This is a genomic window from Saccharothrix sp. HUAS TT1 (assembly GCF_040744945.1).
Classification (GTDB): domain Bacteria; phylum Actinomycetota; class Actinomycetes; order Mycobacteriales; family Pseudonocardiaceae; genus Actinosynnema.
Genome location: NZ_CP160453.1, coordinates 2,598,045 through 2,623,626, shown reverse-complemented (window position 1 = coordinate 2,623,626; position 25,582 = coordinate 2,598,045). Strand labels below are relative to the sequence as shown.

The following is a 25,582-nucleotide window of genomic DNA, read 5'->3' as shown; positions in this document are numbered from 1 at the left end:
AGCCTTTGTCCTACCTCCTGGCGCCCGCGCTGGTCACCCTCCGGGCCCAGTTCGACCAGAAGTTCCCCGGCCGGTCCAAGGCCAGCGACGGCTGGATCGGCGACGCGGCACACCGCGCGCAGGGTTCGGCGTCCGACCACAACCCGTGGGTGGTGATCGACGGCCAGGCGTACGTGACCGCGCTGGACATCACGAACCACCCCGAGATCGGCCTGGACCTCAACCGGTTCACGGACCAGCTCCAGGTGGCGTGCCGCGACCAGGGCGAGAACCGCCTGAAGTACGCGATCCACCGGGCGTTGATCATGGACACCCGTCCGCAGTTCCGGCCGTACCAGTGGACGCCGAGCTCGGGGCACTGGTCGCACGCGCACTTCAGCGTGCACAGCGACCGGCGGTTGCTCGACCCGCGGCCGTGGAACATCCCCATGCTGACGGGCACCAGCGCACCGGCTCCGGCCCCCGCGCCGCCCCCGGCACCGCCCAAGCCCGCCGCTCCGGCATGGCCGCTCGCGCACCTGCCGGGCCACTGGTTCGGCGACTGGCGCGGCGACCACCGCCAGCACGGCGGCGCACCCGGCTCCCAGTACGACTGGGAGCGCCCGCACATCCGGGCCATCCAGGTCAAGCTCCAGCAGCTCGGCCTCGCCCCCGGCTACGCCGGTTGGGCTGACGGTCGGTGGGACCCGCCCACGACCGACGCGATGGCGGCCTTCCAGCGGAAGTACCGCCCGAACCAGACGACGATCTGGGGCAAGTGCTACAGCGACGACTGGCAGCACCTGTTCAGCCTCTGATCGACGCGACCACGCCCGCCCCGTCCCCTGTCACGGGGCGGGCGTCCCCCTACTTCACGAGGTGGTGATCGAGATGCCAGGCCCCGTGCCTGACCGCGAGGACAACCTCGCCCGCCCGCGCGAGCGGAAGGGCGGCGACGCCCAGTCGGTCACCCGCGGCACCCTGCGTCCGGTCACCGTCCCGCACCCGGACAAGGAGTGGCACCCGATCGCGCTCCGCCTCTACAGGGCGTTGAGGAGCTCGGGACAAGCCGACTTCTACCAGGACTCGGACTGGGCCTTCGCCTACTCGCTGTGCGAAGACCTCTCGTACTACAAGCGGGCGCCGGGCGGGAAGCGGTCGGGGCAGATGCTCCAGACCATCTACTCGGCGTTCGAGCGGCTCCTCGTCACCGAGGGAGATCGCCGCCGCGTGCGCATCGAGCTGCACGAGCAGGAGGAGGAGAGCACTCCCGCCTCCGTCACGGCCATCGCCGACTACCGCAAGGATCTCGGGCTCGAAGCCTGAGCCCTGACCTTCTCCTCGCGGTCCCCCGCCCGAGGAGGTGTCACCAGTGGCGAACGTGCTGACCGCCGAGGAGATCGACGCCCTGGAGCCGACCTTCCTCGGCCCCACCTGGCGGCGCAACCCGCTCGGCGCCTGGGAGCTCCCGCGTTACACCCTTGGCTGGCAGATCGCCGGGTGGTGCGCGGAGTACCTCCTCGCCGAGGACGGCGGGCCCTGGAAGTTCACGCCGGAGCAGCTCCGCTTCGTGCTGTGGTGGTACGCGGTCGACGAGACCGGCCGCTTCGTGTACCGCAAGGGCGTCCTCCAGCGCATGAAGGGCTGGGGCAAGGACCCCCTGCTCGCGGTGCTGTGCCTGGTCGAGCTGGTCGGCCCGTCGCGGTTCTCCCACTGGGACACCAAGACGATGGAGCCGGTCGGCATCCCGCACCCGCAGGCGTGGGTGCAGGTGACCGCGGTCAACCAGTCGCAGACCACGAACACGATGGCGCTCATCCCGTCGTTGATGAGCGACCGGTTCAAGAAGACCTACCGCGTCAAGGACGGCGCGGAGCTCATCCGGGCCAACGGCGGCAAGTGCCGCCTCGAAGCCGTCACGTCGAGCTACCGCGCCATTGAAGGCAAGCGGACGACGTTCGTGCTGCTCAACGAGACCCACCACTGGGTGAGCGGCAACAACGGCCACAAGATGTACGAGACGATCGACGGCAACGCGACCAAGAAGGACTCGCGCTACCTGGCGATCACCAACGCCTACCTGCCCGGCGAGGACTCCGTAGCCGAGCGGATGCGCGACGCCTTCGAGAAGATGCTCGAAGGCCGCGCGGCCTCGATCGCGTTCCTCTACGACTCGATCGAGGCGCACCCGCGGACCCCGCTGACGCCCGAGTCGCTGAAGATCGTCATCCCCAAAATCCGGGGTGACGCGGTCTGGTTGCGCGTCGAGGCGATCATCGAGTCCGTCCTCGACACCACGATCTCGGCCAGCCGGTCCCGCCGGATGTGGCTCAACCAGATCGTGGCCGAGGAAGACGCGCTGTACGGGCCCGCCGAGTGGTCGGCCTGCCTGCGCGAGGGCGCGGTCCTGCGCCCCGGCGACGAGATCGTGCTCGGGTTCGACGGCGGCAAGAGCGACGACGCGACCGCCCTCGTGGCGATCCGGATCAGCGACTTCACGGCGTTCGTCATCGACGTCTGGGAGAAGCCGGACGGCCCGCAGGGCGAGGGCTGGGAGGTCAACCGCGTGGCCGTGGACAGCACGGTGCACGAGACGTTCCGGCTTTACGAGGTCAAGGCGTTCTACGCCGACGTCGCCCTGTGGGAGAGCTACATCGCCGACTGGGCCGAGGCGTACGGCGAGAGCCTGGCCGTCAAGGCTCCGGGCACCAACGCCATCGCCTGGGACATGCGCGGCTCGCTCCAGCGCTCGACGCTGGCGCACGAGCGGCTCATGCGGTCGATCTTCGACGCGAAGCTGGGCCACAACGGCGACTTGGCCCTGAAGCGACACGCGCTCAACGCGCGCCGCCGCACCAACAACTACGGCCTCTCCTTCGGCAAGGAGAGCGCCGACTCCCCCCGCAAGGTCGACCTCTACGCGGCGCTGATGCTCGCGCACGAGGCGCTCTACGACCTGCGCACGAGGGGCAAGAAGACCAAGAAGCGCACCGGGCGCGGCTACTTCATGTGAGGCGGTGAGACCCCTTGGCGGACACCAGTCCCGCGTCGCTGGCGAAGCAGCTCCTCGGCATCCTCTACAAGGACGGCGACCGGCTGGAGCGCATCGACAACTACCTGCACGGGGAGCACGACGACCCGTACATGCCGGAGACGGCCGACGACGAGTACAAGATGCTCGCCAAGCGAGCGGTGTCCAACTGGATGCCGCTGCTCGTCGGCACCCCGGCACAGGCGCTGTGCGTGGACGGGTTCCGGCGCGGTCGCCCCGGCGAGCTGCCCGTCAGCGGTGCCGCGGTGCTGCCCGAGTGGGACCACTGGGAGCGGTCGGGCCTGGGTGCCCGGCAGACCGCGGTCTACCGCGGCGCGCTGACCTACGGCCACGCCTTCACCCTGACCGAGAAGGTCAAGGGCGGGCGCCGGGTGGTCACCAAGGGCCTGTCGGCGCTGAAGACCGCGGCACTGTTCGAGGACCCGGCTAACGACCTGGTCCCGTTCGCGGCGCTCACCATCGTGACGAAGCCGCTCGGCGAGATCCGCGGCGTGGCCCGGATGTGGGACCGACGCAACGAGTACCGGGTGACGTTCAAGTCGCTGTCGGACCTCGCCTCGGTGGTCGTGCAGAACGGGCGCCGCCACGGCTCCTCGGAGTGCCCGGTCACCCGGTTCGCCGCGATGGTGGACCTGGAGGGCCGCACGGTCGGCGTGATCGAGCCGATGATCGAGCTCCAGAACCGCATCAACCAGACGGTTTTCGACCTGCTGATCGCGCAGACGGGCGGCTCGTTCAAGGTCCGGTACGCCTCGGGCATGGCCCCGCCGGTCTACCGCGACCCGGAGACCGGCGAGCCGATCCTCGACGAGCACGGCAACCCCAAGCCGCTGCCGATCAACCTCAACGCCAAGCGGTTCCTGTTCTCCGACGACTCGGATGTGAAGTTCGGGACGTTGGACGAAACGCCCCTCGGGGGCTACATCGAGTCCATCGACATGAGCATCCGGCACCTGGCCGCGATCTCGCAGACCCCTCCGCATCACTTGCTCGGGCAGATCGCCAACCTGTCGGCGGAAGCCCTGCTGGCCGCGGAGACGGCGCTCTCGCGCAAGATCGAGGAGTTCCGCCGGGTGTTCAGCGAGGCGTGGGAGCGGGTCTTCCGGCTCGCCGCCGAGCTCGCGGGCGAGACCTTGTCGGCCGACGACTGGCACGGCGAGGTGCTCTGGCGCGACATGGAGCAGCGCTCCCTGGCGCAGTCCGCGGACGCGCTGGGCAAGCTGGCCGACCAGCTCAACGTCCCCAAGCGCGGCCTGTGGCGGCGCATCCCCGGCGTCACCCAGAACGAGATCGACGACTGGGAGGAGCTGCGCGAGGAGGAGGACGCCGAGCTCCAGCTCGCGCAGTCCATCCGCCGCGCCACTACCCCGGCGCCCGCGGTGCAGTTCTCCGACGCTGAGCCGGTGGCCGCATGACGGCCGTGGAGATCGACCTGCGCAACGCCGGGCTCGGCCCGGCCACGCCGCGCGTGCTCACGTTCGTGCCGACCCGGCGCCTCACCGCGCCGAGCCACGTCGTGCTGCCCGAGCCGATGCGCGTCGCCCTGGCGAACGGCAAGGCCACGGTGCAGCTCGCGGCGACCAACGGCGGCACCTACGCGGGCCTGTGGGCCTGGCGGGTGACCGAGTACGGCCCGCTGGCCCGCCACGTGCGGACCGTGCTGGTGCCCAACTCGGCGACCCCGCTGGCCTACTCCGCGCTGGTCGACGTCGACCCCGCCACGCTGGCCCCCGAGGTGCCCCCTCCGGCCGCGTGGTGGGGCGAGATCGCCGACCTCCGCGCGCAGCTCGCGGCGCTGGACGGCGTCTCGCCCGAGGAGGTGGAGGCCGCGGTCGAAGCCTGGCTGGCGGCCAACCCGCTGGCGGGCGAGCCCGGTCCCGCCGGTCCCGCCGGTCCTGCCGGTCCGGAAGGCCCCGCCGGTCCGGCCGGTTCGGTGCCGACCAACGCCATGTTGGCCTGGCGCTGGGGCGGAAGTGCCTACGTGGCGTCGACCAGCGCCGGTCACTACGTGGGCCCGGTCGACCCCGGCAACGTGCCGGACGGCTCGATCTGGGACGACACCAGTGCCTAGGCGGGTGCGGGTCGGCGGCTCCTGGGTCGACGTGCGGCGCTCGGTGCGCCTGGGCGGCGCCTGGGTGCCGGTCGACCAGGAGCCGCCGCTCGAAGCGGTGCCCCTGTCGATCATGGACGGACTGACGCCCGCGAACCCGAACGTGGACGACACCGAGTCCTACACCCTCGGCACGGTCTGGATCGCCAGCGTGCCGGGTCGGGTGCACGGTGTCCGCCTGTTCTGCCCGTCGACCCTGCCGCTCGGCACGCCCACCGGCCTGCTGTACCGCCTCGACACCGACAGTGCCGGAGTCGAGCTGGCCCGCGCGGACTTCGGCGCGCTCACGCCTGGCGCGTGGTGCGAGGCCCTGTTCGCCGAGCCGATCAGCGTCGCGGCGAACCAGCCCTACGTCGCGGCCTACTGGACCCAGCGCGGCTACGTCGCCACCTCCCGCGGCCTGTCGCAGCCCATCGTCAGCGGTGGGCTCACGGCTGTGCCCAACGAGTGGGCCTACCCCGGCGTCGACCTGCTGCGCAACGGGCGCTACGGCCAGGGCTCCGCGCCCGCCTTCCCGGTCAACGCCTTCAACGCCACGAACTACTTCGCGGACGTCCTCTGGACGCCCGCCTGATCGAGCAGGGGGTGATCAACTGACCGCCCCCGCTCCGCAGTCCGAGACCGACGCCGCGTCGGTCGCCTACCACCTGGCCTTGACTCAGCTCGGCGTCGCCACGATCCAGGACGCCCTGAAGCTGTGGGCCAGCGTCCCGCCCGCCAGGACCACCGCGCTCAGCGCGGCCTGGCTGGCGCGGGCCGTCCGGCAGGTGCTGACCCGCAGGCGGCAGTCCCGCGACCTGGCGATGGCCTACTACCGCCTCGCCCGCGCGCTGCACACCGGAACCACCATCGCCGACCCCCGGCGGCCCAATCCGCCCTACGTCACCCTCTCCATGCTGCGCGCCGAGTTCGCCGAGCTGGCAAGCCCCGAAGCGCCCCAGGAGGGCGTCGTCGAGCCTGCCGGTACGACGAGCCGGCCCACCCCGGAGAGGCCCGCAGAGAGCGAACCAGGGCCCGAGAGCCGGCCCTCCGACACACCTGCGGAAACGCCCGCAGAACCCCCCGAGGACGACCGCATCCCCGTCGAGACGATCGACGGTCTCGACCGCGAGCTGGAGCGCCTGGAGCGCGAGGCGGAGGCCGAGGCCCGGCTCGTGCTCGAAGCCCTGGGGCTGGACAACCTCGACAGCAAGCTGAACGAGATCGACGAGGAGCTGCCTGCGTCCGAAGTGGACGTGCTGCGCGCCGAGGCCCACCGCAAGGCCGGAGCACGCCAGGCCGCCGCCGCCGAGCGCGTCGCCATGAACGGTGCCAGGAGCACCACGTGGTCGACGGGCCAGCGCGACCGGCGCGTCCTGGGCTACGTCCGGCTGTCCCGCACCGGGACGCCCTGCGGCTGGTGCGCCATGTTGATCTCGCGCGGGGCGGTCTACCGCTCCGAGAAGTCCGCCACCTACGCGGACGGCGACAAGTACCACGACGGCTGCCACTGCTACGCCGAGCTCATTTACAGCGACGAGCAGTTCGACAACTCCGCGTTGACCGAGCTGAACCGCAAGTACGCGGTCGAGTGGCCCCGCGTCACCCGAGGTCTGAGCGGCAAGGCCGCCGTCTCGGCGTGGCGCCGATTCATCCGCCAGGAGCAGCGCAACGCGCGCCTGGCAGCCCGCTCGCGTCCAGGTGACGCGGCGTGATCCCCGAGAACGTCCAGGAGGCGTCCCGTGCCCGAGCCCACCCAGCCCGACCCGACCACCGAGGAGCCGACGACCGATGACCAGCAGGCCACGGGGAGCGCAACGGCCCCCGAGGGCGGCGAGGTACCCGGCGACGGTGCAACGCCCCCCGAGGTGAAGCCCGAGGACGAGCTCCCGGAGTGGGCCCGCAAGGAGCTGACGAAGGTCCGCGGCGAGGCCGCGAACTACCGCACGCAGCTCCGCGAGGCACAGAAGAACCTGGAGTCGGCGAAGACCCCCGAGGAGTTCGCCGCGGCGACCACGTCGCTGACGGAGAAGGTCGCCGAGCTGGAGCGCCAGCTCGTGCGCGAGCAGGTCGCCCGCAAGTACGAGCTGCCCGACGAGCTTGCCGCTCTGCTCACCGGCAAGACGCCCGAGGAGCTGGAGGCGGTCGCCAAGACACTCCAGAGGTACGCCCCGGCCACCGAGCCCACCGTGCTGGGCGGGGGCCTGACCCCCGACGACGGCGACGACGGCGAGATGGACCCCCGCAAGCTCGCCCGCCGCACCCGCCGCTAACCGAGCACACCCCCGCCCACCACAAGCCCCTGAGCCGATCCGGCCAGGGGCTTTGTCATGCCCTGGAGGAGCCACACAGTGCCCACCCCTCAGCACCAGGTCGTCAAGCCGGAGAAGTTGGTCGCGACCGCCATCGGGATGCTGGAGCAGGAGCTCGTCGTCCCGAACCTGTTCAAGAAGGAGTCCGTGGACGCCTTCAAGGGCGCCAAGGACGACACGATCTCGGTCAAGGTCGAGGGCGTCCTGCCGTTCCACGAGTACGCCTGGCGGAACGACCGCTCCAGCGGCATCGTCTTCGACGAGTACGCGGAGCGGAAGATCCCCGTCACCTTCGGCGGGAACTTCTACTCGGCGGTCAAGCTGACCGACGAGCAGAACGACTTCGACATCGACCAGTGGGGCAAGCTGCTGCGCCCGCAGGTCAAGGCCGTCGCCCGCGGCCTGGCGCGCAAGTGCGTCACCACGCTGACCGGCGCGGCCTACAACGTCGTGATCGGCAACGTCGAGCAGGGCCTGCGCGGCGCGCTGATCGAGGCCCGGCGCGTGCTCAACGCCTTCCGCGTGCCGGAGGGCCAGCGGTTCATGCTGGTCGGCTCCGACTTCGAGGCGGCGCTGCTCAACGACGACAAGCTCAACCTCGCGCAGTACGTCGGCGACAACGAGGCCGAGAGCGCGCTGCGCCTGGCGAGCCTGGGCCAGAAGTTCGGCTTCAACTTCGTGGTCGACCAGACCATCGGCGCCAGCGACGCCTACGCCTTCGCCGACACGGCGTTCATCATGGCGACCGCGGCCCCGAGCGTCCCGCAGTCGGTGCCCTACGGCGCGACCACCTCGTTCGAGGGCCTCGCGCTGCGCTGGGTCCGCGACTACGACTCCGAGCACATGCAGGACCGCTCGGTCGTGAACTGCTACGCGGGCGTGCGGGACGTCAAGGACGTCCTGGTCGGCTGGGACGAGGTCGAGAAGACCGAGATCGTCTCGGCGAGCGAATACTTCGTGCGCGGCATCAAGCTGACGCTCGACGGCTCCTCGAACTACCCGGCCGCGTCCTCGGAGCTGGCCCAGATCACCGGCGTCAGCGACGCCCGCGTGTGGACCCCGACCGGCCGCAAGGCCGAGACGGACCCGGCCAACGCCTGACCCCCCTGAGCACGGCGGCACGTCCACCTCGGGCGTGCCGCCTGCTCGCGTGCGCAAGGAGGCACGATGGAGCCCTTCGCCACGCTGGACCAGCTCAAAGACCGCCTGGACTGGGTGCTCGACGACGACGAGGAGCGCCTCGGCGCTGCCGCGCTGGACGACCTGTCGGGCTGGGCCCGGCACTACGGCCGCCCCTGGCCCGACCCCTCGACCGCCCCGCAGCTCGTCCGCACGCTGGTGTTGGGCGCCGCGGTGCGCTACATGCGCAACCCGGACGGCTACGTCACCAGCCGCGCGGGCGACGAGACGCTCACCTGGGCCGAACAGGGCGACCGCGCAGGGTCGGCGCACTTCAACCGCGACGAGCTGGCCGCGCTGGTCAGCCTGTCCGGCAAGACGGCGCTGCTGTCCGCGCCCGTGTCCACGTGGGGCCCGCAGCGCAAGCGCGACGCCTCGTACGTGCCGGTCGTCGGCGGCGGCAAGCCGTTCCCGATGTTCTCCGACCCGGAGAGCCCCTGGTGAGCTACCAGCGACGCCGCGGGCAGCCCGCCCGCATCTGGAAGACCGTCAAGACCACCGACCGGCGCGGCAACCACGTGACGCGCGCCGAGCCGGACGGCCCGCACGAGGTGCGCGCGGCGTTCATCCCGCAGCGCTCCGCGCGGGCCGAGGTGCCCGGCCAGCAGCAGATCAACGTGACTCGCATGATCGTGGACGCCGACCTGCCCGACGTGAACCTCTGGTCCCGCGTCGAGTGGAAGGGCAAGCAGTGGGACATCGTCTCGCCGCCGCAGTACCACCACGGCACGCGCCGCACCCGGCACTGGTCACTCGACATCAGGGAGCGGCCGTAGTGGCTGAGGTGTACCGGCGCGTAGGGCGCCTGAAGATCGAGAAGCTGATCGCGCTGCACCGGACCGTGCACGACAGCCTGGACGACATCGCACTGGATCGCGCGGAGAACGCCGAGGCCCGGCTCGCGGCCCACCGACACGACGGCCACGCCCAGATCACTGTCGAGGTCGGCGACATCGACCGCTACGTGGTGCTCGACGACGAGCGCGGCCTCATGGCCGCCCTGTCGATCGAGTTCGGCCGCGCTCCCGTCCCGCCGACCGAGGACGACCCGGACGGCCGCGCGGGCATGGAGGGCCTCGGGGTCCTCCGCGACGCGATGGGTGTCCAGCGCAAGCCTCGCAGGGGCAGGCGGTGATCGACCTCCCTGCCAGCGTGCTGGCCCTGGTCGAGCTGACGCCGATCGAGGACATCTGCCTGCGCATCCTGCGCGACGGCCTGCCGGACGTGCCGGTCAACTCGCTGATTGCCGACGACGCGCCCGGCCTGTTCATCCTCGTGCGCCGCCTCCCCGCGCTGGGCGACTGGCGCGGCGACCCGCGGTTCACCGACGCCGCGCGGTTCAGCGTCAACGTGTTCACGCGAGACCCGGACGGCGACGAGAAGGGCGCGATCGTCTCCGAGGCCGTGCGCGTGGTCATGCGCAACGCCTGGCTGGCGCACGTCAACTACCCCGGCCTGGGGTCGGTCATCTCGATCCGGATGCGCGGCGAGCCGACGCGCAAACCCGACTGGGCCACCAGTTCGGGCCCGGTGCAGTACGCCGACCTGCCCACCGGCATGTGGCGCTACGAGAGCACTTACGACCTGGAGATCCGCAAGCCGCGCAGGCGCTGATCCCCCTTCCCCCTCACCCCGCCCTCGTCGAGGCGCGGGGTCTTCGCCGACCCCTGATTCCCTTGGGAGGGAACGACTTTGGCACTCGACGACGGCGCCACTCTCGTCATCGACACCGGCAACTACCTGCTGGCCCCGACCGGCACGGAGATGCCGTCCGACCTGACCTCGCCCACGGCCCCGTGGGAGAACGTCGGCCACACCTCGCTGGAGGAGCTGCTCAGCATCACCTCCGAGGGCGGCGAGGCCACGGTGCTCGCGACGCTCCAGAACAAGACGCTGCGCACCCGCTACAGCGCGCGGACCGAGCGGATGACCTTCATCCTCCAGCAGTTCGACATCAAGGGGCTGCGCCTGTTCTACGGCGCGAACGCGCCCCTGCTGGCGAACGGCACGCTCGGCGTCCCGACCGACCCGAAGCCGACCGTCTGCGCGATCCTCATCGTCTTCGTGGACGGCGACAACACCTTCGCCTTCTACGCCCCGAAGGCCGAAATCTACCGCGCGGACGACCTGTCGCTGTCGGACACGGAGTCGCTCGCGGGTATGCCGATCGGCATCACCCCGCTGGTCCACGGCACCAACAACTGGACCTACGCCGTGACGCCGCTCACGAGCACCCCGGCCAGCGTGGTCGCCACGGGCGCCACCGCGGGCTCGCCGGGCGCCTTCACCCCGACCGGCGCGGCGCTCCCGGCCAGCCTGGCGGCGCTCCAGTCCGGCTCGATCACCGCCTCCCCGGCCACCGCGTGGACCACCGGCCAGCACGTCGTGCTCGGCAACTCCACGCAGGCCCACTGGGACGGCGACTCCTGGGAGTCCGGCGCGGCGGCCTGACCCGCGTCCTCCCCCTGACACCCGGCGCGCACGTGCCTTGCGGACCCGCGTGCGCGCCGGGCCACCCCTCACGGTGGCCCTCTCGGTCCGCTTCCCCTTGTCCCGCAACACACTGGAGGTCCGCAAACCGTGTCCAGCTTCTCCCTCGACGACATCCGCGCCGCCGCCGACCGCAAGTACGGCTCGACCGACATCCAGGTCGGCGACACCACCGTCCGCCTGCTCAACCCCTTGCGGATGCCCAAGGCGCAGCGGGACAAGCTCGTCGGCATCCAGAAGGAGATGGAGGGCGAGGGCGACGAGGTGGACCAGGTCGCCGTCTTCCAGAACGCCATCAAGACCATCGCCGAGTCCGCCTCCCAGGCCAAGGTGCTGATCAGCGCCATCGGTGACGACCTGGGTGTGCTGGCCGAGGTCTTCGAGCGCTACACGGAGGGCCAGCAGGTGGGGGAAGCCTCGTCCTCTGCCGCCTGATCGACGACTACGGGCGGGGCCTGTACGCGGACTTGCGCTTCCACTACGGCATCGACCTGGTGGACGTCATCGAGTGCCGCGGACCGGCCCCGTCCCTCGTCCTCGCTCTGGTGCAGAGGCTGCCCGACACCTCCCTGACCGTCGCCCTCGCCAGCGGCGGCGCCCACCACTTCGGCTGGGGCATCGACCGGCACCTGCGCGCCGACCTGTTCGACGCGCTCAACCAGAACACCCGCGCCACCGGCAACTGGGGCAAGAAGCCCCCGACCTTCCCGGAGTGGCCGCGCCCCAGCGACAAGCCCAAGACCCCCGCGCCGCCCGGCAAGAAGCGGGTCTCCGTGGCGGATCTGCACGCCCGTATCTCCAGGAGGTAGCCCATGTCTGGCACCCAGATCATCGGCCGCGTCGCGGTCAAGGTGCTGCCGGACACCGACGAGTTCCGCCCGGAGACCGAGCGCAAGCTCAACATCGTCGAGAAGGCCCTGCGGGACGTCAAGATCGTCGTCAAGCCGAACCTCGACATGAGCGGCGTGGCGGCCCAGACGCGGAAGTTGCGCGAGACCGCGGCCAAGCAGCTCGACGCGATCACGCTGCGCGTGAGGCTGGACGACCAGGGCTCGGTGCAGCGCGGCATCGCGCGCCTGCGCGCCGAGCTGGACAAGCTCGACGAGAAGGAAATCCAGGTCAAGCTCAACCGAGCCGACCTGACCGCCAAGCTGAACGCACTGGAGGCGCAGCTCCAGCAGATCGCCACCCTCGACCTGAAGGTCAATAAGAGCAGCACGAGCTCCCTTCAGCGCGCCGTCGCCAAGATCGAAGCGGAGCTGGAGAAGCTCGCCGAAGTCGACCTGAAGATCAAGATGGACAAGGCGTCACTGGAGAAGGCCCGCAAGGAGCTCCAGGACCAGATCGACGCCGCGGCCACCGTCGACCTGAAGGTCAACAAGGGCAGCGCCGCCTCGTTGACCTCGGCTATCGCCAAGCTCGACGCCGAGCTGGAGAAGATCCGCGAGGTCGAGATCAAGGTCAAGCCCGACCGCGCCTCGCTGGAGAAGGCCAAGGCCGAGCTGACGCAGAAGCTCCAGTTCCAGCACAACCTGGAGCTGGTCGCCAACTACGCCAAGGCGGACCTGATCCGCCAGAACGTGCAGGCGCGACTCGACGGCATCAAGATCGCACCCACGCTGGACCAGGCCGTCGTCGCCAAGACGATGCGCCAGATCGAGGCGCACGCCGAGAAGATCGAGCAGCTCCGGGCGCAGATCAAGCCCGAGTTGGACCCGGTCGCCCGGCGCAAGCTGGAACGCGAGATCGAGGACATCGAGGACCGCATCAGCGGCCTGACCGCCGAGATCCACACCGACGTCAACGCGGTGGCGCAGAAGGCGACCCAGGCGAAGCTGGCGGCTTTGACCCGCGCTCGGCGCGTGGAGATCATCGTCGACCTGAACAAGGCCGCGGCGGCGCGCGTGAGCGCCGCCCTGGCCGCTCTGTCCGGCGCCCGCGTCGCGGGCAACTGGATTCGCCGCCTGGGCGAGTCGCTGTCCAGCCTCGACAAGAGCGTCCCGATCATCGGCTCGATCGCCCTGGCGGTCGCCGGGCTGGCCGGATGGGCGATCACCGCAGGCTCGAACCTGTTCGCCCTGTCGGCGAGCCTGGCGCAGATCGGCGGAGCAGCGCTCGCGCTGCCCGGCATCATCGGCGGCCTCGCCATCGGCTTGGGCGTGACCGTCGCGGTCCTGCGGGACTTCAACGAGGTCATCCCCGAGGTCAAAGAGCGGCTCGCCGACCTCCAGGACCAGCTCTCCGAGCGGTTCTGGAGGGTGGCCGAGGCCCCGATCCGCCGCCTGACGGACAAGCTGCTCCCCTCCCTGGAGAAGGGGCTCGGACGCACGGCCGACGCCCTGGGCGGGTTCTTCGGCCGCTTGGCCGACTCGCTCGCGCGGGCCCTGCCCGCGGACGTCCTCGACGGGATGTTCGCCGGGCTGATCGCCTCGATCCGCATCGCCAGCACGGGCACCGACGCCTACGCCGGAATCCTGGCGAAGCTCGGCACGGTCGGCGCCGCCTACCTGCCGCGCCTGGCGAAGTGGTTCGTCGACATCTCCCGCCGCCTGGACGACTTCCTCGGGCAGGCCGCGGCGGACGGTCGACTCCAGACCTGGATCGACAACGGCATCCAGGCGCTGGCCGACCTCGGCACGGTCATCCTCCAGATCGGCCGGATCTTCAACGGGATGTTCAACGCGGCCGAGGCCGCGGGCGGCTCCACCCTGGGCACGCTGGCCGACGCGCTGACCCGCATCGCGGACATCGTCAACGGCGACCGCTTCCAGCACGGGATGACCGAGGTCTTCCGCGCCGCGCACGAGGCGATGGACCTCATCTCCTCGCAGTCGGGCCCGGCGGTCGCACGCCTGCTGGAGGCCCTCGGGCAGACGCTGACGTTCATCCTGCCGTTGGTCGGCAGCGCCATCGGCACGCTGCTTGACAGCGTTGCCACGGCCCTGAGCCAGCCTGCCTTCCAGGGCGGGCTGGTCCTGATGTTCCAGGGCATCCACGACGCGGTCATCGCGTTGGCCCCGGCCTTCGAGCCGCTCGGCCGAGCGCTGGGCGTGCTGGCCTTCCTGATCGGCGAGGTCGCCCGCGTCCTGGCCCCGCTGCTGTCCAAGGTGCTCTCGACCGTGGCCGAGGTCGTGGTCCGGCTCGCGCCGAGCGTCATCAAGCTGGTCGACGTCCTGGGCGGCGGCCTGCTGCGCGTGGTCGAGGCACTCTCGCCGGTCCTGCTGCGTGTCGCCGAGGCGCTTGCGCAGGCGGCCGACGACGGCTTGATTCCCGCGCTGACCGCAGCGGTCGACGGCTTGGCCCCGGCGCTGGAGCGCGTGCTGCCGCTCATCGGCGAAGCGCTCGTCAAGGCGCTGGAGGGGCTCACCCCGATCCTGCCGAAGCTCGGCGTGATGTTCGCCCGGCTGGCCGACGTCTGGGCTGACTACGTCACCACCGTTGGGCCGAAGCTCATCGAGCTGATCCCGGCCATCGCCGACGCTCTCCTGCGAATTGTGGACGCGGTAACGCCTCTTGTCCCGCAGCTCGCGGAAATGGCCCTCGTGATGGGAACGGTACTCGTTCCCGCATTCGCCCGCTTCGCCGTGGAAGTCCTTCCGGGGCTCGTTGAGTCGATTGTCAGCCTGGTCGGCGTCTTCGCTTCGCTGCTCGGGAGTTTCGGCGAGGTCACCGAAGCGCTTCCGGTCCTGCTCCCTGGGATCGAAATGCTGGCGAAGTACCTCGGCGAGAACCTCGCCACCGCCCTGTCCGGGCTCGGCGACATGTTCAAGGGCACCTTCGAGACCATGAAGGGCGCCTGGGACATCTTCTCCGGGTTCCTCACGGGCGACTGGGACAAGGTCTGGAACGGGATCAAGGAAGTCGGCAAGGGAATCTGGGACGGGATCGGCGGCCTGTTCGACCTGTTCCTCGGCGTCACCATGCTGGCCCCACTGAAGAACAAGCTCGTCGAAATGGGCGAGAAGTGGTCCGAATCCTGGGACGCGAAGAAGCGGAAGCTCAGCGAGGCCGCCAGCGAGATGGGCCGACGCTGGGACGAGTTCTGGTCGAACCTGGGCTCCACGCTGCGCTCGAAGGCCGAAGAGGTCAAGAGCAACATGGCCGAAGCCTGGGAGAACATCAAGCAGAAGGCGTCCGACGCCTGGCGCAACATCCAGGACACCGTCCGGGATGGCGTGCAGGGCGTCATCGACTGGGTCAAGGGCATTCCCGGCCGGATCGTCGAATCCCTCGGCGACCCCGGACGCATCCTCGTCGAAGCGGGCAAGAAGGTGATCGACGGATTCCTTCAGGGAATTCAGAGTGCCTTCCAGAGCGTGAAGAACAAGCTCTCCGAGCTGACCTCCATGCTGCCCGACTGGAAAGGACCGGCCTCTCGTGACCGGACCATCCTGTTCGACGCTGGACGCCTTGTTGTCGACGGCTTCATCGACGGACTCGAATCGCGTTACGACGCAGTTCGCCGTTCACTGAAGGGGCTCACCGACGACGTGGCCGGAACCGAATTCTCCTCCCCTGAAATGCGCGCCCCCGGCGTCGCACGACGGATCGCGGGAATCGCGGACGGTGCACTCGGAAACGGTGATACCGGCACTCAAAAGGTTCTCAACTACTACGCGGCACCCGGTAGCAGCATCTCCTCCGAGGAGGATCTGTTTGCAGCCGCAGGTCGCGCGAGGATGGGCTGGTAAGTGCCACGACTGCAACTCGAATCAGCGACGGACGTCTTCGACCTCGACGACGCCCTGCGCAAGGGAAGGGGGGTGCAGGCCCTGTCCGGCGTAACCGGGCTGGGCCTGCCCCCCGTCTCCGTGCAGTGGCTCAGCGGCGCGGGCGACGGCGCCATCTACCGCGGCAAGCGCGTCCTGCCGCGCGACGTCGATCTGCCCCTGCTGCTCGAAGCCCCCGACCGCGCCGAGCTCCAGCGCCTGGTGAACCGACTGGCGGTCATGCTGTCCGGCCCGTGCACGCTGCGCTGGGTCGAGGACGACGGCACCTCGTGGACCACCACCGTGGTCCGCGTCGGGGGCGGTGACTACGCCTTCGGCGTGGACACGGTCGGCGAGACCGACCTGCTGATCGTGGTCACCGTGCGCGCCGGGAACCCGTACTTCACCTACAGCGTGCCGACGCGCAAGACCATCGGCGAACAGGCCGTCGTCCGCGGTCTGCTGGTCGGGGGCCTGGCGAACATGAACGTGGCCTCCAGCCAGGCCATCGGCCAGATCCAGTTGGAGAACACCGGCGACGCCCCGTCCTTCCCCGTGTGGGAGGTCATCGGGCCGGGCCGGGACTTCAAGGCCATCTCGCCGACCGGCGAGCTGCTGCACTGGCGCGGCACCCTCGGCGTCGGCGAGAGCCTGGTCTTCGACGCCAGCCTGGGCACGGTCGTCGACCACCTCGGCGCGAACCGCTACGGCGAGCTCGCCGCCGCCCCCCGGTTCTGGTCCATCCCTCCCGGCACGACCACCGCGACGGTCAGCCTGGAGGACGTCATCCCCGAGTCGCGCATCGTGTGCACCTGGCGACCTCGGAAGTGGATGGTGATCTAGCAGTGCAGCTCGCCGACCTCACCGTGGAAGTGCGCGACCGCGACCTGAAGCGCCTGGGCCTGATCCGGCCCGAGGAGCTGAACCTCCGGATCGAGGGCGAGCACAACGGGATCGGCACGTGGAAGCTGGAGCTGGCAGCGGAGCACCCTCTCGCGGGCGCTCTGCGCCAGCCCGGCTCCGGGGTCATCGTCACCGGCCCGCAGGACATCCTGCTGTCCGGGCCGACCGTGAGCCCGGTCGTGGTCACCTCGGCCGACGACCCGGCGGGCATGGTCAGCTTCGAGGGCGTGTCGGACTCCGTCGTGCTCGCCGACATGCTGGCCTGGCCCCAGCCGGGCAACCCGGACCCGACCACGCAGACCGCCTCGCACGACGTCCGCCAGGGCGACGCCGAGAGCGTGATCCACGGCTACGTCAACGCCAACTGCGGGCCCGGCGCCCCGGCCGCACGCCGCAAGGCGAGGCTTCGCATGGGCGCCAACCTCGCCCGCGGCCCGCAGGTCAAGAAGTCCGCCCGCTTCCCCGTGCTGGGCTCGCTGATCGCCGAGATCGCCGTGATGGCGGGCTTGGGCTTCCGCGTGGTGCAGCGCGGCGACGAGCTGGTGTTCGAGACCTACCAGGTGACCGACCGGAGCCTGGACATCCGCCTGGACGTGCTCAACGGCACGTTGGCCTCCCAGTCCGTCGCCATCGCCCCGCCGGGCGTCACGCGCGTGATCGTGGGCGGCCAGGGCGAGCTGGAGAACCGCGACTTCCTCGCGGCCACCACCGACGAAGCCGTTGCGGCGGAAGTCGAGTGGGGTCGCCGGATCGAGCGGTTCGTGGACCAGCGGCAGACCGACGACCCGGCCGAGTACCAGCAGGCCGCGGACGAGGTGCTCGCCGAGGAGGGCTTCACGGGCGTCGCCATGCGCGCGGTGCCCACCGACGACACCACCATGCGCTTCGGCGTCGACTGGTACCTGGGCGACCGCGTCTCGGCCGTCGTCGGCTCCGGCGAGCTCACGGCCGTGGCGACCGGCTTCGTGCTCGCGGTCGGCGCGACCGGCGTGCAGCTCGGCGCAATCCTGGGCGACCCGAGGCAGTTCGACCGCAACGAGACGCTGAACCGCCGCCTGGAGGACGCGCGCAGGCGCATCAGTGCGCTGGAGCGCAACGCAGAGATCGGAACCACCGCCGCAGACGACGTGGCGGTCATGAACCTGATGGGGGTGTGGTAGCGCATGGCGAACACGCCCAAGGCGCTGCACCGCGGACTGCTCAGCGCCACGACGAACGAGGTCGTCGGCACGGTGCCCGGCGGCAAGCGATGGATCATGACGAATCTGATCCTCACGAACTACGGCACTGCGGCGGTTAACGTCTACGTGCAGCTCAACGCGACCCCCGTGGTGCACGCGATGCTGCTAACCCCGGCCGCGACCTTCACCCTCGACTGCGCCCAGGTGCTCGAATCCGGCGGCGTGATCCGTGCCTGGGCTAGCGCCGCGAGCAGCGTCGCCATGCACGCCTGCGGAGTGGAGATGGACGTCTGATGGGCATCCACATCATCAACGGCCCCCGCGAGATCGACGCGGTCCGCTCGCAGGTCATGCTCTCGGGTGGCGGCATCAAGTCGTCCACAGTGGACGGCGTGAAGTGGTCTCAGCGCCTGCTGGTCATCAGCCTCGGTCGCAACACCCGCTGGAGCAGGGATGGTCTGTGGGAGATCGACATGCCGCCGGACGGCACGGTGATCCCCAGCATCTCCGGTGGGGCGTCGGTGACGGTCGCCAACGGTCGCGTGCCCATCCCCAGCGCGTACGGGGCGCTGTGGTACATCCCGCCCATCAGCCGCGGCCAGGCGTCGGTGCCGGGCAACTTCCGCGTGTCGCGCTACATCGACAGCTCGAACTGGGAGATCCCCGAGCACTGGGTGCTCATCGTCAGCCGCAATGACGACGGCCAGGCGAGCCTGTTCAAGTGGGGCGACGGCAGCACCACGGACTACTGGCGCCCTCTCAGCCTGCTGAACAACTGGGTCAACTACGGCTCCGGTTACGCACCCGCCTGGTTCCGCAAGGGCGTCGGAGACCTGGTCGAGGTACGCGGCCTCGTCGCCAACGGCACGTCCAACCACATCGCGACGCTGCCCGCAGGCTTCCGTCCGGGTTCGATCCTGCTCACCTCCCAGCACGCCCAGGACAGCTTCGCCCGCGTGGACCTGCACCCGAATGGCGAGCTGCACCGCAACATCGGCGGGACGAGCTTCCTGTCGATCAACATCGTCTTCCACGCCGAGCAGTAGGAGCGCCCGTGTCCACCGACCCGAGCACGGCCGCCGCCCCCGGCGTTCCGCTGCGCCCGCTGAGCTGGGCTTACGACGAAGCCGCGGGCATGATCCTCGGCACGTTCACGGACGGCCCTCTGGACGACGACCCGGACCCCGTCGCGTTCCGGCCGTCGCTGCGCTACGTCGTTGCGCTGGAAGTCATCGCCAGCGAGACCCACCCGCTCGACGAGCCGCCGGTAGACCCGGCGCCCGAGCCGGACCCCGCCTAGCTTCCCGTCCCCGAAGCCCCCTGCGCCACGCCGCGCGGGGGGCTTCCCCATGCCCGCAGGAGGCCGCCCTCGTGGCAGTCAGCTCGTACCCCTTCGACAACCAGGCCACCACCGAGTCGCAGTACAGCGCGCTGTTCCGTGAGCTCCAGGACTCCGGTGTCGTGGACACCGCGACCGGCACAGGCTTCGCGGTCAGCGCGGACGCAGGCGGCATGTACGTCAACGTCCAGCCCGGCATGGCGATCGTCCGCGGACACGTCGTGGTGTCCACCGCCGTGGAGCAGATCCCGATCCCCGCGGCCGAGCCGCTCTCGCGCACCGACCGCGTGGCGCTGCGCCTGGACCCGGCGCAGAACAAGATCAGTCTGGAGGTCGTGAAGGGTGAGCAGGGCGCGGGCCTCCCGCCGCTCACCCAGACCGACAGCGGCATCTACGAGCTGGGCCTGAGCCGGGTGCCCGTGCCGACCGGCACGACCAACATCGGCACGACCGTGCCGCAGGACGACCGCCAGTTCGTCGGCGGTCGCGTCCGGGTGTGGCGCACCGAGACCCGCCCGCCCGCGCCGCGCGTCGGCGCGCTGGGGCTCAACCTCTCCACGGGCAGGTGGGAGTGGTTCAACGGCACGGCCTGGGTCGACCTGGCCCCGGTCATCGTGTGGAACACGATCGAGGGCAAGCCAGCGACCTTTGCCCCCTCCGCGCACCGCCACCACTGGAACGACCTCGACGGCGTGCCCGCCTCGTTCACGCCCGCGGCCCACTCCCACACCTGGGACAGCGTCACCGGCAAGCCGAGCTCGTTCCCGCCGTCCGGCCACACGCACGGCAAGGGCGACGTCGTCGGCCTTCAAGGCGACCTGGACTACCTGGTCAACAACAAGGCGTGGGCCGACCACGGCCACGGCCAGTACGCCACGTGGGGTCACCGGCACGGCGGCGGCGACATCGACGGCCACGTCTCCCGCGCCTGGGGCACCGACCGCGTCCACACCAACGGCCCCGGCCCCGGTCCGTGGTACGCGGCGTGGGTCGACGGCAACCGCAACTTCTGCCAGAACACGTCGGCCCGGCGGTTCAAGGAGAACATCCGCGACTACTGGATCGAGCCGGAGCGCGTGCTCGCGCTGCGCCCGCGGGTCTACGACCGCAAGAACACCGACCACAAGGACGAGCTCGGCCTCATCGCCGAGGAGGTCGACGCGACGCTGCCGGAGATCGTCCAGCGCAATGAGGACGGCGTGATCATGTCCCTGCGCTACGACCTGCTCGGCGTCGCCCTCCTCCCGGTCGTCCAGGACCAGCAGAACCGGATCGAGCGCCTGGAGCGACTCGTCCACGACCTCATGGAGCGTGGCGCGTGAGCGACCCCGTCCTCGTCGCCCTGATCACCTCGGGCCTCGGCTTCCTCGGCGTCGTCGCCGGACTCCTCCGGCGGCAGGACCGCAAGCTGTCGGAGGTCAAGGAGAACACCGCCGAGGCGCGCAAGCAGGTGCAGAACTCGCACAGCACGAACTTGCGCGACGACCTGGACCGAGTCATCGCCGGGCTGGACCGGGTGCTCGCCGGGCAGGCCCGCCACGACGAGGCGCTGCGCGAGCACGGCCAGGAGATCAGCGGCCTGGCCCGCGACCTGTCCCACGAGCGCGCCGAGCGCCTGGCCGTGTCCGAGCGCCTCGACCGGCACATCGACAGCGAGCGCTGACCACCCCTCTACCCCCACGAGCCCCCGTCTCCACACGAGACGGGGGCTCGTGGCTTTCGTCACACCAACCTGAAGGAGGCCCCCAGTGGGTTCCACCCCGACCAAGGCCGTCGTGATCCGCGGCGCGATCGTCGCGGCGATCACCGGCCTGATCCACACCCTCGTCGTGCTCGGCGTGCTGCCGATCACCCCGGAGGCCGAGGACGCCATCGCGGGCGCCGTCGACCTGCTCGGAACCGCCGTGCTGGTCATCTGGCTGCGCGGCGCGGTGGCCCCGTCCGGTGACGGCACCGACAAGGGCTGATCCGGATACACAAGAGCGCCCCACCCGCTGACTTGTTTCAGCAGGTGGGGCGCTTTTGGCGTTCTTCGGCTACTGCTTGGCGGCTGCCTTCTCCGCTTCGACCTGTGCCAAAGTCTTGACGACCTTGCGCTTGCGGCCGGACGAGGGGGCGCCCTCCGTGGGCGCCGCGGGCGAGGCCCGCCCTGTGGGCGTCGGAGCGTCGGCCAGGAGCTGGTCGAGCTGCTCGCCGCCGTGCTCGGCGCACAGATCCTTCTGCACCTCCAGGCCAGTCGTGACATCCGTGACCCGGTATGTCTTGGCGGGCACGCTGCGCTCCTGGCATACGTCACAGACAGTCAGGCTGATCTTCACGAATGGGTCCTCCGTCTACCGTGCGTTACGTCTGCGGGTTAGGCTCCCCTCAGAGTGGCAACCCTTGACAAGAACGATCAAGGCGTGCCAATGTTACACACGACAGTGTGTAACATCAACCGCACCTCAGGTTGCACCGCGGAGAGGATCATGCCAGCACCGAAGATCCAGAATAAGCAGGAGGTGATCCGTTGGTTCAAGGAAGGGCTCACCTACGAAGAGATGTGCCAGAAGTACATGGAGCTCTACAACATCGAGACCGTTCCCTCGCTCTGGGGCAACTTCCGCAGGCGTGAGGGGCTACCGAAGCGCCAGGCCCGAGATACCAGCCTCATCCCGTGGAAGGTCAAGCCGGAGCACCGGTTCTCGTACGACCTTGCGATGCTGCGTGTCGAGGCGCGCAAGCGGCAGGAGTTCGAAGTCCGGGAAACCGACCTGAAGCGCCTGGAGAGCTGGCGCAAAGACCTCGACGAGGCCAACGCGGTCGTCCACTACGACCCCGGCCACCCCGAGGGGTTCAACTGGGTTCCCCGCGAACCCACGGACAAGGACATCATCCGCCAGCCTCCCCCTGAACTTCGCACCGGCCGCAGGTCCGCTGACGATGGCGACACTCCCGGTGACACTAAGTGACACTCTGAAACCCCCTTCTTGCGGTTGAATCGTCACATACCGCCCTCATTCGTGTCGAGGCCGAATCGGCATCATCGCAGCGCCCTGGCATCCAGCCGGGGCGCTGTTCGCTTAGGTCGAACGTCTGATCGAAACTTACTGGCGCGTAGGGCGTAACAGGCGTTAGCCCGTTCGCGATGGCCTTGACGCTGCACGCCACGCAACGTAACTATCGGGTTGGTCCAGATCGTTGACACCGCATCGTTCGGACGGGTAAGACTTCCCTATCTCGCCAACGTTACACACCGGAGGTTTTGCCCAGTGCAAAGCGCAAGGCTGCAAGAGCAGCCCCCCACGGAACCGGCAAGGCCCCACCTGCGACTGGTGGTCCCTCCCGCCAGCGAGACAGCCACCGACCCGGCGGCGGTCAGCCTGCTGTCGTTGGTGGCGAAGGATCAGGTCCGCGTGGTGTTCGACGCGGAGAACTTCGACTTCCACGCCGACGTGGCCCCGAACGCCGACCCGCGGTGGACGAAGTTCCTCGTGGGGTACCTGACCTTCCTCGGCTACGAGCTGCTCGACGACGATGAGTGCGAGCCCGAGGTTCTCGACGACGACTGGGTGCGCTGCTACTTCGTGCCCGTCGAGCCCGCCGAGGATGACCAGCACCTGATCTCCCCGCCGCAGGTGAGCGCTTGACCATCGAGCTCCCCCGCAGGCTGTCCTACTCCTCCCTGTCCTCCTACGCCGAGTGCGGCGAGCGCTGGCGCCTGGAGCGAGGCCACAAGCTCAACGCCTCCACCTGGTTCGCCACCGTCGCGGGCTCCGCGGTCCACGAGATCACCGAGGCGCACGACCTGATCGAGGTCGGCCGCCGCGAGGGCGCCGTGCCCTCGTTCAAGGAGGTCTTCGACCGCCTGCTCGCCAAGGAGCGCGAGCTCGGCCGCGAGATCAAGCCCTCGGGCAAGAAGCTGAAGAACATCGGCCCCAGCGGTGGGCCGAACAAGAAGGACTACGACTGGTGGCTGGTCTATGGCCCCCTGTACGTGGAGAAGTGGCTGGCCTGGAAGGAAGCTAGCGACTGGAAGATCGCGATTCTGCCGGACGGCAACGTCGGCATCGAGGTCATGATCAACGACCCGATGGCGGACGACGCCTTCCTGGGGTTCATCGACCGCGTCTATGTCACGCCAGCGGGACAGGTCGTCATCGTCGACCTGAAGACCGGCAGCGTGCCGATGTCCTCGCTCCAGCTCGGCAGCTACTCCGTGGGCCTGTGGCGCAAGTACGGGCTTTTCGCGGAGTGGGGCGCGTACTGGATGGCGAGCGACGGCGAGCTGACCCCGCTGAAGGATCTGACCGCGTACTCCGACGAGTACATCGACGAGCAGTACGCGATGGCCTGGCGCGGCATCCGCAACGGCGTCTTCCTGCCCAACGTGACGTCGTTGTGCAATGGCTGCGGCGTGCGCGACTACTGCCGCGCGGTCGGCGGTCTGCGCGCGAACGAGCTGCCGGTCCGGGACGACCTGATCCTCACGCCCGCTGTGACCCAGACCACAGACGCCAAGGTTGCACACGCAGGTCCCAGTGTGTAATGTTGGCAATGTCAGAGAGAGAGGAGCCCACCTCCCAGTGAGCATCGACACCGCCAAGGCCCGCGGCCTGAGCGTCACCATCAAATACGACAAGGGCCACGACGCCACCTGGGCGGTCTTCACCGGCACGCCGGAGAGCATCCGCCAGGACATCGCCTCCTACTTCGGCGTCGCGAGTGCAACGTTGGCAGACCTGAGCTTGCACGAGATCGTCGTCAACATGACGCAGATCGCGCACGGGGTCACCACCGCGGCCACGCTGCTCGGCGCGACGGTCATCCCCACGCAGGGACAGACGCCGGTCAGCGCCCCACCCAAGCCCGGCCAGGACGTCTGGGCGGACGCGGGCAACACGGCCAGCACGCCGCCCTGGCAAGACCTCCCGGCCGCGCCCGCGGCGCCCGAGCGCAACCCGCTGCTCGACCAGATCGCTGCCGCGCCGACCATCCCGGACCTCCAGCGGCTCTGGGCCGAGAACCAGGCCGCGTTCGCGGACGGCGCCCTGATGGACGCCTACAAGGCGCGCGGTCGCGCGCTGAAGGCCGCCACGGGCGCCTGACCGGCCCGCCCCTCACCGACTTCCCGTTTACCGCAGAGGAGAACCCCACCCCGTGCTGAAGAAGCTGCTGAGCGCCCAGCCCACCGAGACCCCCGAACCCACCCTCGACGAGCGCGCCGCCAGCGCGGCGGCCCGCGCCTCGTCCGCCCGCTCGGTCTTCCAGGTCAGCATCGACGAGCTGGAGGGCGCGGCGCGCGAGCAGGAGCACGTCGCCCAGGACGCCCAGGCGAAGATCGAGGAGCTGGCCGAGGTCGCCGCCTCGGCCGCCTTCCAGGCCGCGGAGAACCGCGCCGCAGCGGACAAGCTCCGCGCCCTCGTCGCCTGACCCTGCACCACCCGGCGAGCAGGCCCGTGACGTAGCCGGGCCCCGTCCCCTTCTCGGCGGTCGCTCCGCGCCGCCTTCCCCTCTTGCGCGACCCTTCGTTTCGGGTCAGGTGTGTAACGTTGGCGAGTTGTGCAACGTTGGCAACCTGCCCCTTCTTGTCCTGCCTCGAAACTCACCTCTCATTAGGAGTAACCCAACAGTGGCTCTCACCTTCGCGGAAATCCCCCAGCAGGGCGGCGGCTGGTTCAAGCCCAAGGAGCACACCGGCGCGGTGGCGATCCTGGTCGAGGTCAAGCAGTTCGACGTCCAGCGGCCGACCCCCAACGGCCCGAAGGACTCCGCGCTGGTCGACCTGTCCATCTTCGACTCGGCCGAGGCGCTCGCCGCGGGCGAGCCGACCATCGTCAAGGGCACGCGGATCGAGCAGACCGTGCTGGCCCGCGACCTGAAGGGGCTCGTCGGCCAGGCCACGGTCGTCACCGTGACCCAGATCCCGGCCTCGAAGCCGGGCGCCCACCCGGCGTGGGTGTGGCGGCAGGTCGACCGCTCGGTGATGCAGAAGGTCGTCGAGTACGCGACGAAGCGCGAGCAGGCCGTCCAGGCGGCCGTGGCGGCGGCGCCGGACTTCGACTGATGCCCGAGGCGCAGCAGGGGACGAGGCGGGCCTCCCGGTCCGCCTCCGCCCCGGTCCCCAGCGTAGGCCGGCTCGTGCACTACTCGACCGACCCGGACGGCGCCGTGCGCGCCGCGCTCATCACCGACGTCCACGACGACGACTCGACCGCGGACCTGCTCGTGTTCAACCAGGTCGCCCCGTACGCGCACCCGCTGCCCGGCGTGCCGTTCGCGATCGAGCCCTCTCCCGGTCACTACAACTGGCCCCCGCGGGCCTAGGAGGAGGCAGCAGTTGCTCACGCCCTCGCGGTCGTTGAGCCTG

The 25,582-nt window shown here is 69.9% G+C and carries 33 protein-coding genes; 32 read left to right on the top strand and 1 reads right to left on the bottom strand.

The features are described from left to right. The first annotated feature begins 5 nt into the window (after nt 1-5). The 25 genes from AB0F89_RS12885 (at nt 6) to AB0F89_RS12765 (ending at nt 21,200) form a co-directional block, all read left to right on the top strand. Nucleotides 6-797: a peptidoglycan-binding domain-containing protein gene (locus tag AB0F89_RS12885; protein WP_367135815.1), complete on the top strand. Its 792-nt coding sequence runs from the start codon at nt 6-8 to the stop codon at nt 795-797. Nucleotides 798-870: 73 nt separating this feature from the next. Then, the gene (locus AB0F89_RS12880; RefSeq protein WP_367135813.1) at nt 871-1,305 is read left to right on the top strand and encodes a hypothetical protein; all 435 of its coding nucleotides are present in this window, start codon (nt 871-873) and stop codon (nt 1,303-1,305) included. Between the two features lie 46 nt (nt 1,306-1,351). After that, on the top strand, nt 1,352-2,992 hold the full coding sequence (locus tag AB0F89_RS12875) for a hypothetical protein (RefSeq protein WP_367135811.1): 1,641 nt from the start codon (nt 1,352-1,354) through the stop codon (nt 2,990-2,992). A gap of 14 nt (nt 2,993-3,006) precedes the next feature. Continuing rightward, on the top strand, nt 3,007-4,446 hold the full coding sequence (locus AB0F89_RS12870) for a phage portal protein (RefSeq protein ID WP_367135808.1): 1,440 nt from the start codon (nt 3,007-3,009) through the stop codon (nt 4,444-4,446). Continuing rightward, entirely contained in the window at nt 4,443-5,102 is a 660-nt protein-coding gene (locus AB0F89_RS12865) for a hypothetical protein (protein WP_367135806.1), read from the top strand. Before AB0F89_RS12870 ends, AB0F89_RS12865 begins: the two co-directional genes overlap by 4 nt. Further along, a complete protein-coding gene (locus AB0F89_RS12860) occupies nt 5,095-5,715 on the top strand; it encodes a DUF4082 domain-containing protein (protein ID WP_367135804.1) in 621 nt (206 codons plus the stop codon). The genes AB0F89_RS12865 and AB0F89_RS12860 overlap by 8 nt, the downstream gene beginning before the upstream one ends. A gap of 79 nt (nt 5,716-5,794) precedes the next feature. Continuing rightward, on the top strand, nt 5,795-6,835 hold the full coding sequence (locus AB0F89_RS12855; protein ID WP_367135802.1) for a hypothetical protein: 1,041 nt from the start codon (nt 5,795-5,797) through the stop codon (nt 6,833-6,835). A gap of 27 nt (nt 6,836-6,862) precedes the next feature. Next, nucleotides 6,863-7,393: a hypothetical protein gene (locus AB0F89_RS12850; protein WP_367135801.1), complete on the top strand. Its 531-nt coding sequence runs from the start codon at nt 6,863-6,865 to the stop codon at nt 7,391-7,393. A gap of 78 nt (nt 7,394-7,471) precedes the next feature. After that, complete coding sequence (locus AB0F89_RS12845; RefSeq protein WP_367135799.1) at nt 7,472-8,533, top strand: hypothetical protein; 1,062 nt, start codon at nt 7,472-7,474, stop codon at nt 8,531-8,533. 66 nt (nt 8,534-8,599) lie between these two features. After that, nucleotides 8,600-9,055, top strand: a complete 456-nt coding sequence (locus AB0F89_RS12840; RefSeq protein ID WP_367135797.1) for a hypothetical protein — start codon at nt 8,600-8,602, stop codon at nt 9,053-9,055. Beyond that, on the top strand, nt 9,052-9,387 hold the full coding sequence (locus AB0F89_RS12835; RefSeq protein WP_367135795.1) for a hypothetical protein: 336 nt from the start codon (nt 9,052-9,054) through the stop codon (nt 9,385-9,387). The genes AB0F89_RS12840 and AB0F89_RS12835 overlap by 4 nt, the downstream gene beginning before the upstream one ends. Then, entirely contained in the window at nt 9,387-9,746 is a 360-nt protein-coding gene (locus AB0F89_RS12830; protein WP_367135793.1) for a DUF5403 family protein, read from the top strand. The genes AB0F89_RS12835 and AB0F89_RS12830 overlap by 1 nt, the downstream gene beginning before the upstream one ends. Further along, nucleotides 9,743-10,225: a hypothetical protein gene (locus tag AB0F89_RS12825; protein ID WP_367135791.1), complete on the top strand. Its 483-nt coding sequence runs from the start codon at nt 9,743-9,745 to the stop codon at nt 10,223-10,225. The genes AB0F89_RS12830 and AB0F89_RS12825 overlap by 4 nt, the downstream gene beginning before the upstream one ends. A 78-nt stretch (nt 10,226-10,303) precedes the next feature. Continuing rightward, on the top strand, nt 10,304-11,062 hold the full coding sequence (locus AB0F89_RS12820) for a hypothetical protein (RefSeq protein ID WP_367135789.1): 759 nt from the start codon (nt 10,304-10,306) through the stop codon (nt 11,060-11,062). Between the two features lie 129 nt (nt 11,063-11,191). Beyond that, on the top strand, nt 11,192-11,536 hold the full coding sequence (locus AB0F89_RS12815) for a phage tail assembly protein (RefSeq protein WP_367135788.1): 345 nt from the start codon (nt 11,192-11,194) through the stop codon (nt 11,534-11,536). Nucleotides 11,537-11,568: 32 nt separating this feature from the next. Beyond that, complete coding sequence (locus AB0F89_RS12810) at nt 11,569-11,910, top strand: hypothetical protein (RefSeq protein ID WP_367135787.1); 342 nt, start codon at nt 11,569-11,571, stop codon at nt 11,908-11,910. Between the two features lie 3 nt (nt 11,911-11,913). Next, entirely contained in the window at nt 11,914-15,792 is a 3,879-nt protein-coding gene (locus AB0F89_RS12805) for a hypothetical protein (RefSeq protein ID WP_367135786.1), read from the top strand. Next, nucleotides 15,793-16,653: a hypothetical protein gene (locus tag AB0F89_RS12800; RefSeq protein ID WP_367135784.1), complete on the top strand. Its 861-nt coding sequence runs from the start codon at nt 15,793-15,795 to the stop codon at nt 16,651-16,653. A 2-nt stretch (nt 16,654-16,655) separates the two neighbouring features. Beyond that, entirely contained in the window at nt 16,656-17,873 is a 1,218-nt protein-coding gene (locus tag AB0F89_RS12795; RefSeq protein WP_367135782.1) for a siphovirus ReqiPepy6 Gp37-like family protein, read from the top strand. A gap of 3 nt (nt 17,874-17,876) precedes the next feature. Then, nucleotides 17,877-18,188, top strand: a complete 312-nt coding sequence (locus AB0F89_RS12790) for a hypothetical protein (RefSeq protein ID WP_367135780.1) — start codon at nt 17,877-17,879, stop codon at nt 18,186-18,188. Beyond that, entirely contained in the window at nt 18,188-18,940 is a 753-nt protein-coding gene (locus AB0F89_RS12785) for a hypothetical protein (RefSeq protein ID WP_367135778.1), read from the top strand. The genes AB0F89_RS12790 and AB0F89_RS12785 overlap by 1 nt, the downstream gene beginning before the upstream one ends. 8 nt (nt 18,941-18,948) lie before the next feature. Further along, a complete protein-coding gene (locus AB0F89_RS12780) occupies nt 18,949-19,194 on the top strand; it encodes a hypothetical protein (RefSeq protein WP_367135776.1) in 246 nt (81 codons plus the stop codon). A 71-nt stretch (nt 19,195-19,265) separates the two neighbouring features. Next, on the top strand, nt 19,266-20,555 hold the full coding sequence (locus AB0F89_RS12775) for a tail fiber domain-containing protein (protein ID WP_367135774.1): 1,290 nt from the start codon (nt 19,266-19,268) through the stop codon (nt 20,553-20,555). Continuing rightward, nucleotides 20,552-20,896, top strand: a complete 345-nt coding sequence (locus tag AB0F89_RS12770) for a DUF2746 domain-containing protein (RefSeq protein WP_367135772.1) — start codon at nt 20,552-20,554, stop codon at nt 20,894-20,896. Before AB0F89_RS12775 ends, AB0F89_RS12770 begins: the two co-directional genes overlap by 4 nt. An 85-nt stretch (nt 20,897-20,981) precedes the next feature. Further along, complete coding sequence (locus AB0F89_RS12765; protein ID WP_367135770.1) at nt 20,982-21,200, top strand: hypothetical protein; 219 nt, start codon at nt 20,982-20,984, stop codon at nt 21,198-21,200. A 69-nt stretch (nt 21,201-21,269) separates the two neighbouring features. On the opposite strand, the gene AB0F89_RS12760 is transcribed toward AB0F89_RS12765, so the two are convergent. After that, nucleotides 21,270-21,551, bottom strand: a complete 282-nt coding sequence (locus AB0F89_RS12760) for a hypothetical protein (RefSeq protein WP_367135768.1) — start codon at nt 21,549-21,551, stop codon at nt 21,270-21,272. 150 nt (nt 21,552-21,701) lie between these two features. On the opposite strand from AB0F89_RS12760, the gene AB0F89_RS12755 reads away from it, so the two are divergent. The 7 genes from AB0F89_RS12755 to AB0F89_RS12725 all read left to right on the top strand — a co-directional run bounded on the left by AB0F89_RS12755 (nt 21,702) and on the right by AB0F89_RS12725 (nt 25,539). Beyond that, nucleotides 21,702-22,184: a hypothetical protein gene (locus AB0F89_RS12755; protein WP_367135767.1), complete on the top strand. Its 483-nt coding sequence runs from the start codon at nt 21,702-21,704 to the stop codon at nt 22,182-22,184. 363 nt (nt 22,185-22,547) lie between these two features. Continuing rightward, nucleotides 22,548-22,862 (top strand): hypothetical protein, encoded by a 315-nt coding sequence (locus tag AB0F89_RS12750; protein WP_367135765.1) that lies wholly within the window; start codon nt 22,548-22,550, stop codon nt 22,860-22,862. Next, nucleotides 22,859-23,761: a PD-(D/E)XK nuclease family protein gene (locus AB0F89_RS12745; RefSeq protein ID WP_367135763.1), complete on the top strand. Its 903-nt coding sequence runs from the start codon at nt 22,859-22,861 to the stop codon at nt 23,759-23,761. The genes AB0F89_RS12750 and AB0F89_RS12745 overlap by 4 nt, the downstream gene beginning before the upstream one ends. A gap of 37 nt (nt 23,762-23,798) precedes the next feature. Then, a complete protein-coding gene (locus tag AB0F89_RS12740; RefSeq protein ID WP_367135761.1) occupies nt 23,799-24,320 on the top strand; it encodes a hypothetical protein in 522 nt (173 codons plus the stop codon). Nucleotides 24,321-24,372: 52 nt separating this feature from the next. After that, nucleotides 24,373-24,645, top strand: a complete 273-nt coding sequence (locus AB0F89_RS12735) for a hypothetical protein (protein WP_367135759.1) — start codon at nt 24,373-24,375, stop codon at nt 24,643-24,645. A gap of 199 nt (nt 24,646-24,844) precedes the next feature. Then, nucleotides 24,845-25,279: a hypothetical protein gene (locus AB0F89_RS12730; protein WP_367135757.1), complete on the top strand. Its 435-nt coding sequence runs from the start codon at nt 24,845-24,847 to the stop codon at nt 25,277-25,279. A gap of 74 nt (nt 25,280-25,353) precedes the next feature. Continuing rightward, nucleotides 25,354-25,539, top strand: coding sequence for a hypothetical protein (locus AB0F89_RS12725; protein WP_367135756.1), 186 nt, complete (start codon nt 25,354-25,356; stop codon nt 25,537-25,539). Nucleotides 25,540-25,582: the final 43 nt, after the last annotated feature.

Coding starts and splice junctions, on each gene's coding strand:
- AB0F89_RS12785 (WP_367135778.1), top strand. CDS start 18,188: ATGGGCATCCACATCATCAACGGCCCCCGCGAGATCGACGCGGTCCGC.
- AB0F89_RS12790 (WP_367135780.1), top strand. CDS start 17,877: ATGGCGAACACGCCCAAGGCGCTGCACCGCGGACTGCTCAGCGCCACG.
- AB0F89_RS12840 (WP_367135797.1), top strand. CDS start 8,600: ATGGAGCCCTTCGCCACGCTGGACCAGCTCAAAGACCGCCTGGACTGG.
- AB0F89_RS12805 (WP_367135786.1), top strand. CDS start 11,914: ATGTCTGGCACCCAGATCATCGGCCGCGTCGCGGTCAAGGTGCTGCCG.
- AB0F89_RS12755 (WP_367135767.1), top strand. CDS start 21,702: ATGCCAGCACCGAAGATCCAGAATAAGCAGGAGGTGATCCGTTGGTTC.
- AB0F89_RS12865 (WP_367135806.1), top strand. CDS start 4,443: ATGACGGCCGTGGAGATCGACCTGCGCAACGCCGGGCTCGGCCCGGCC.
- AB0F89_RS12880 (WP_367135813.1), top strand. CDS start 871: ATGCCAGGCCCCGTGCCTGACCGCGAGGACAACCTCGCCCGCCCGCGC.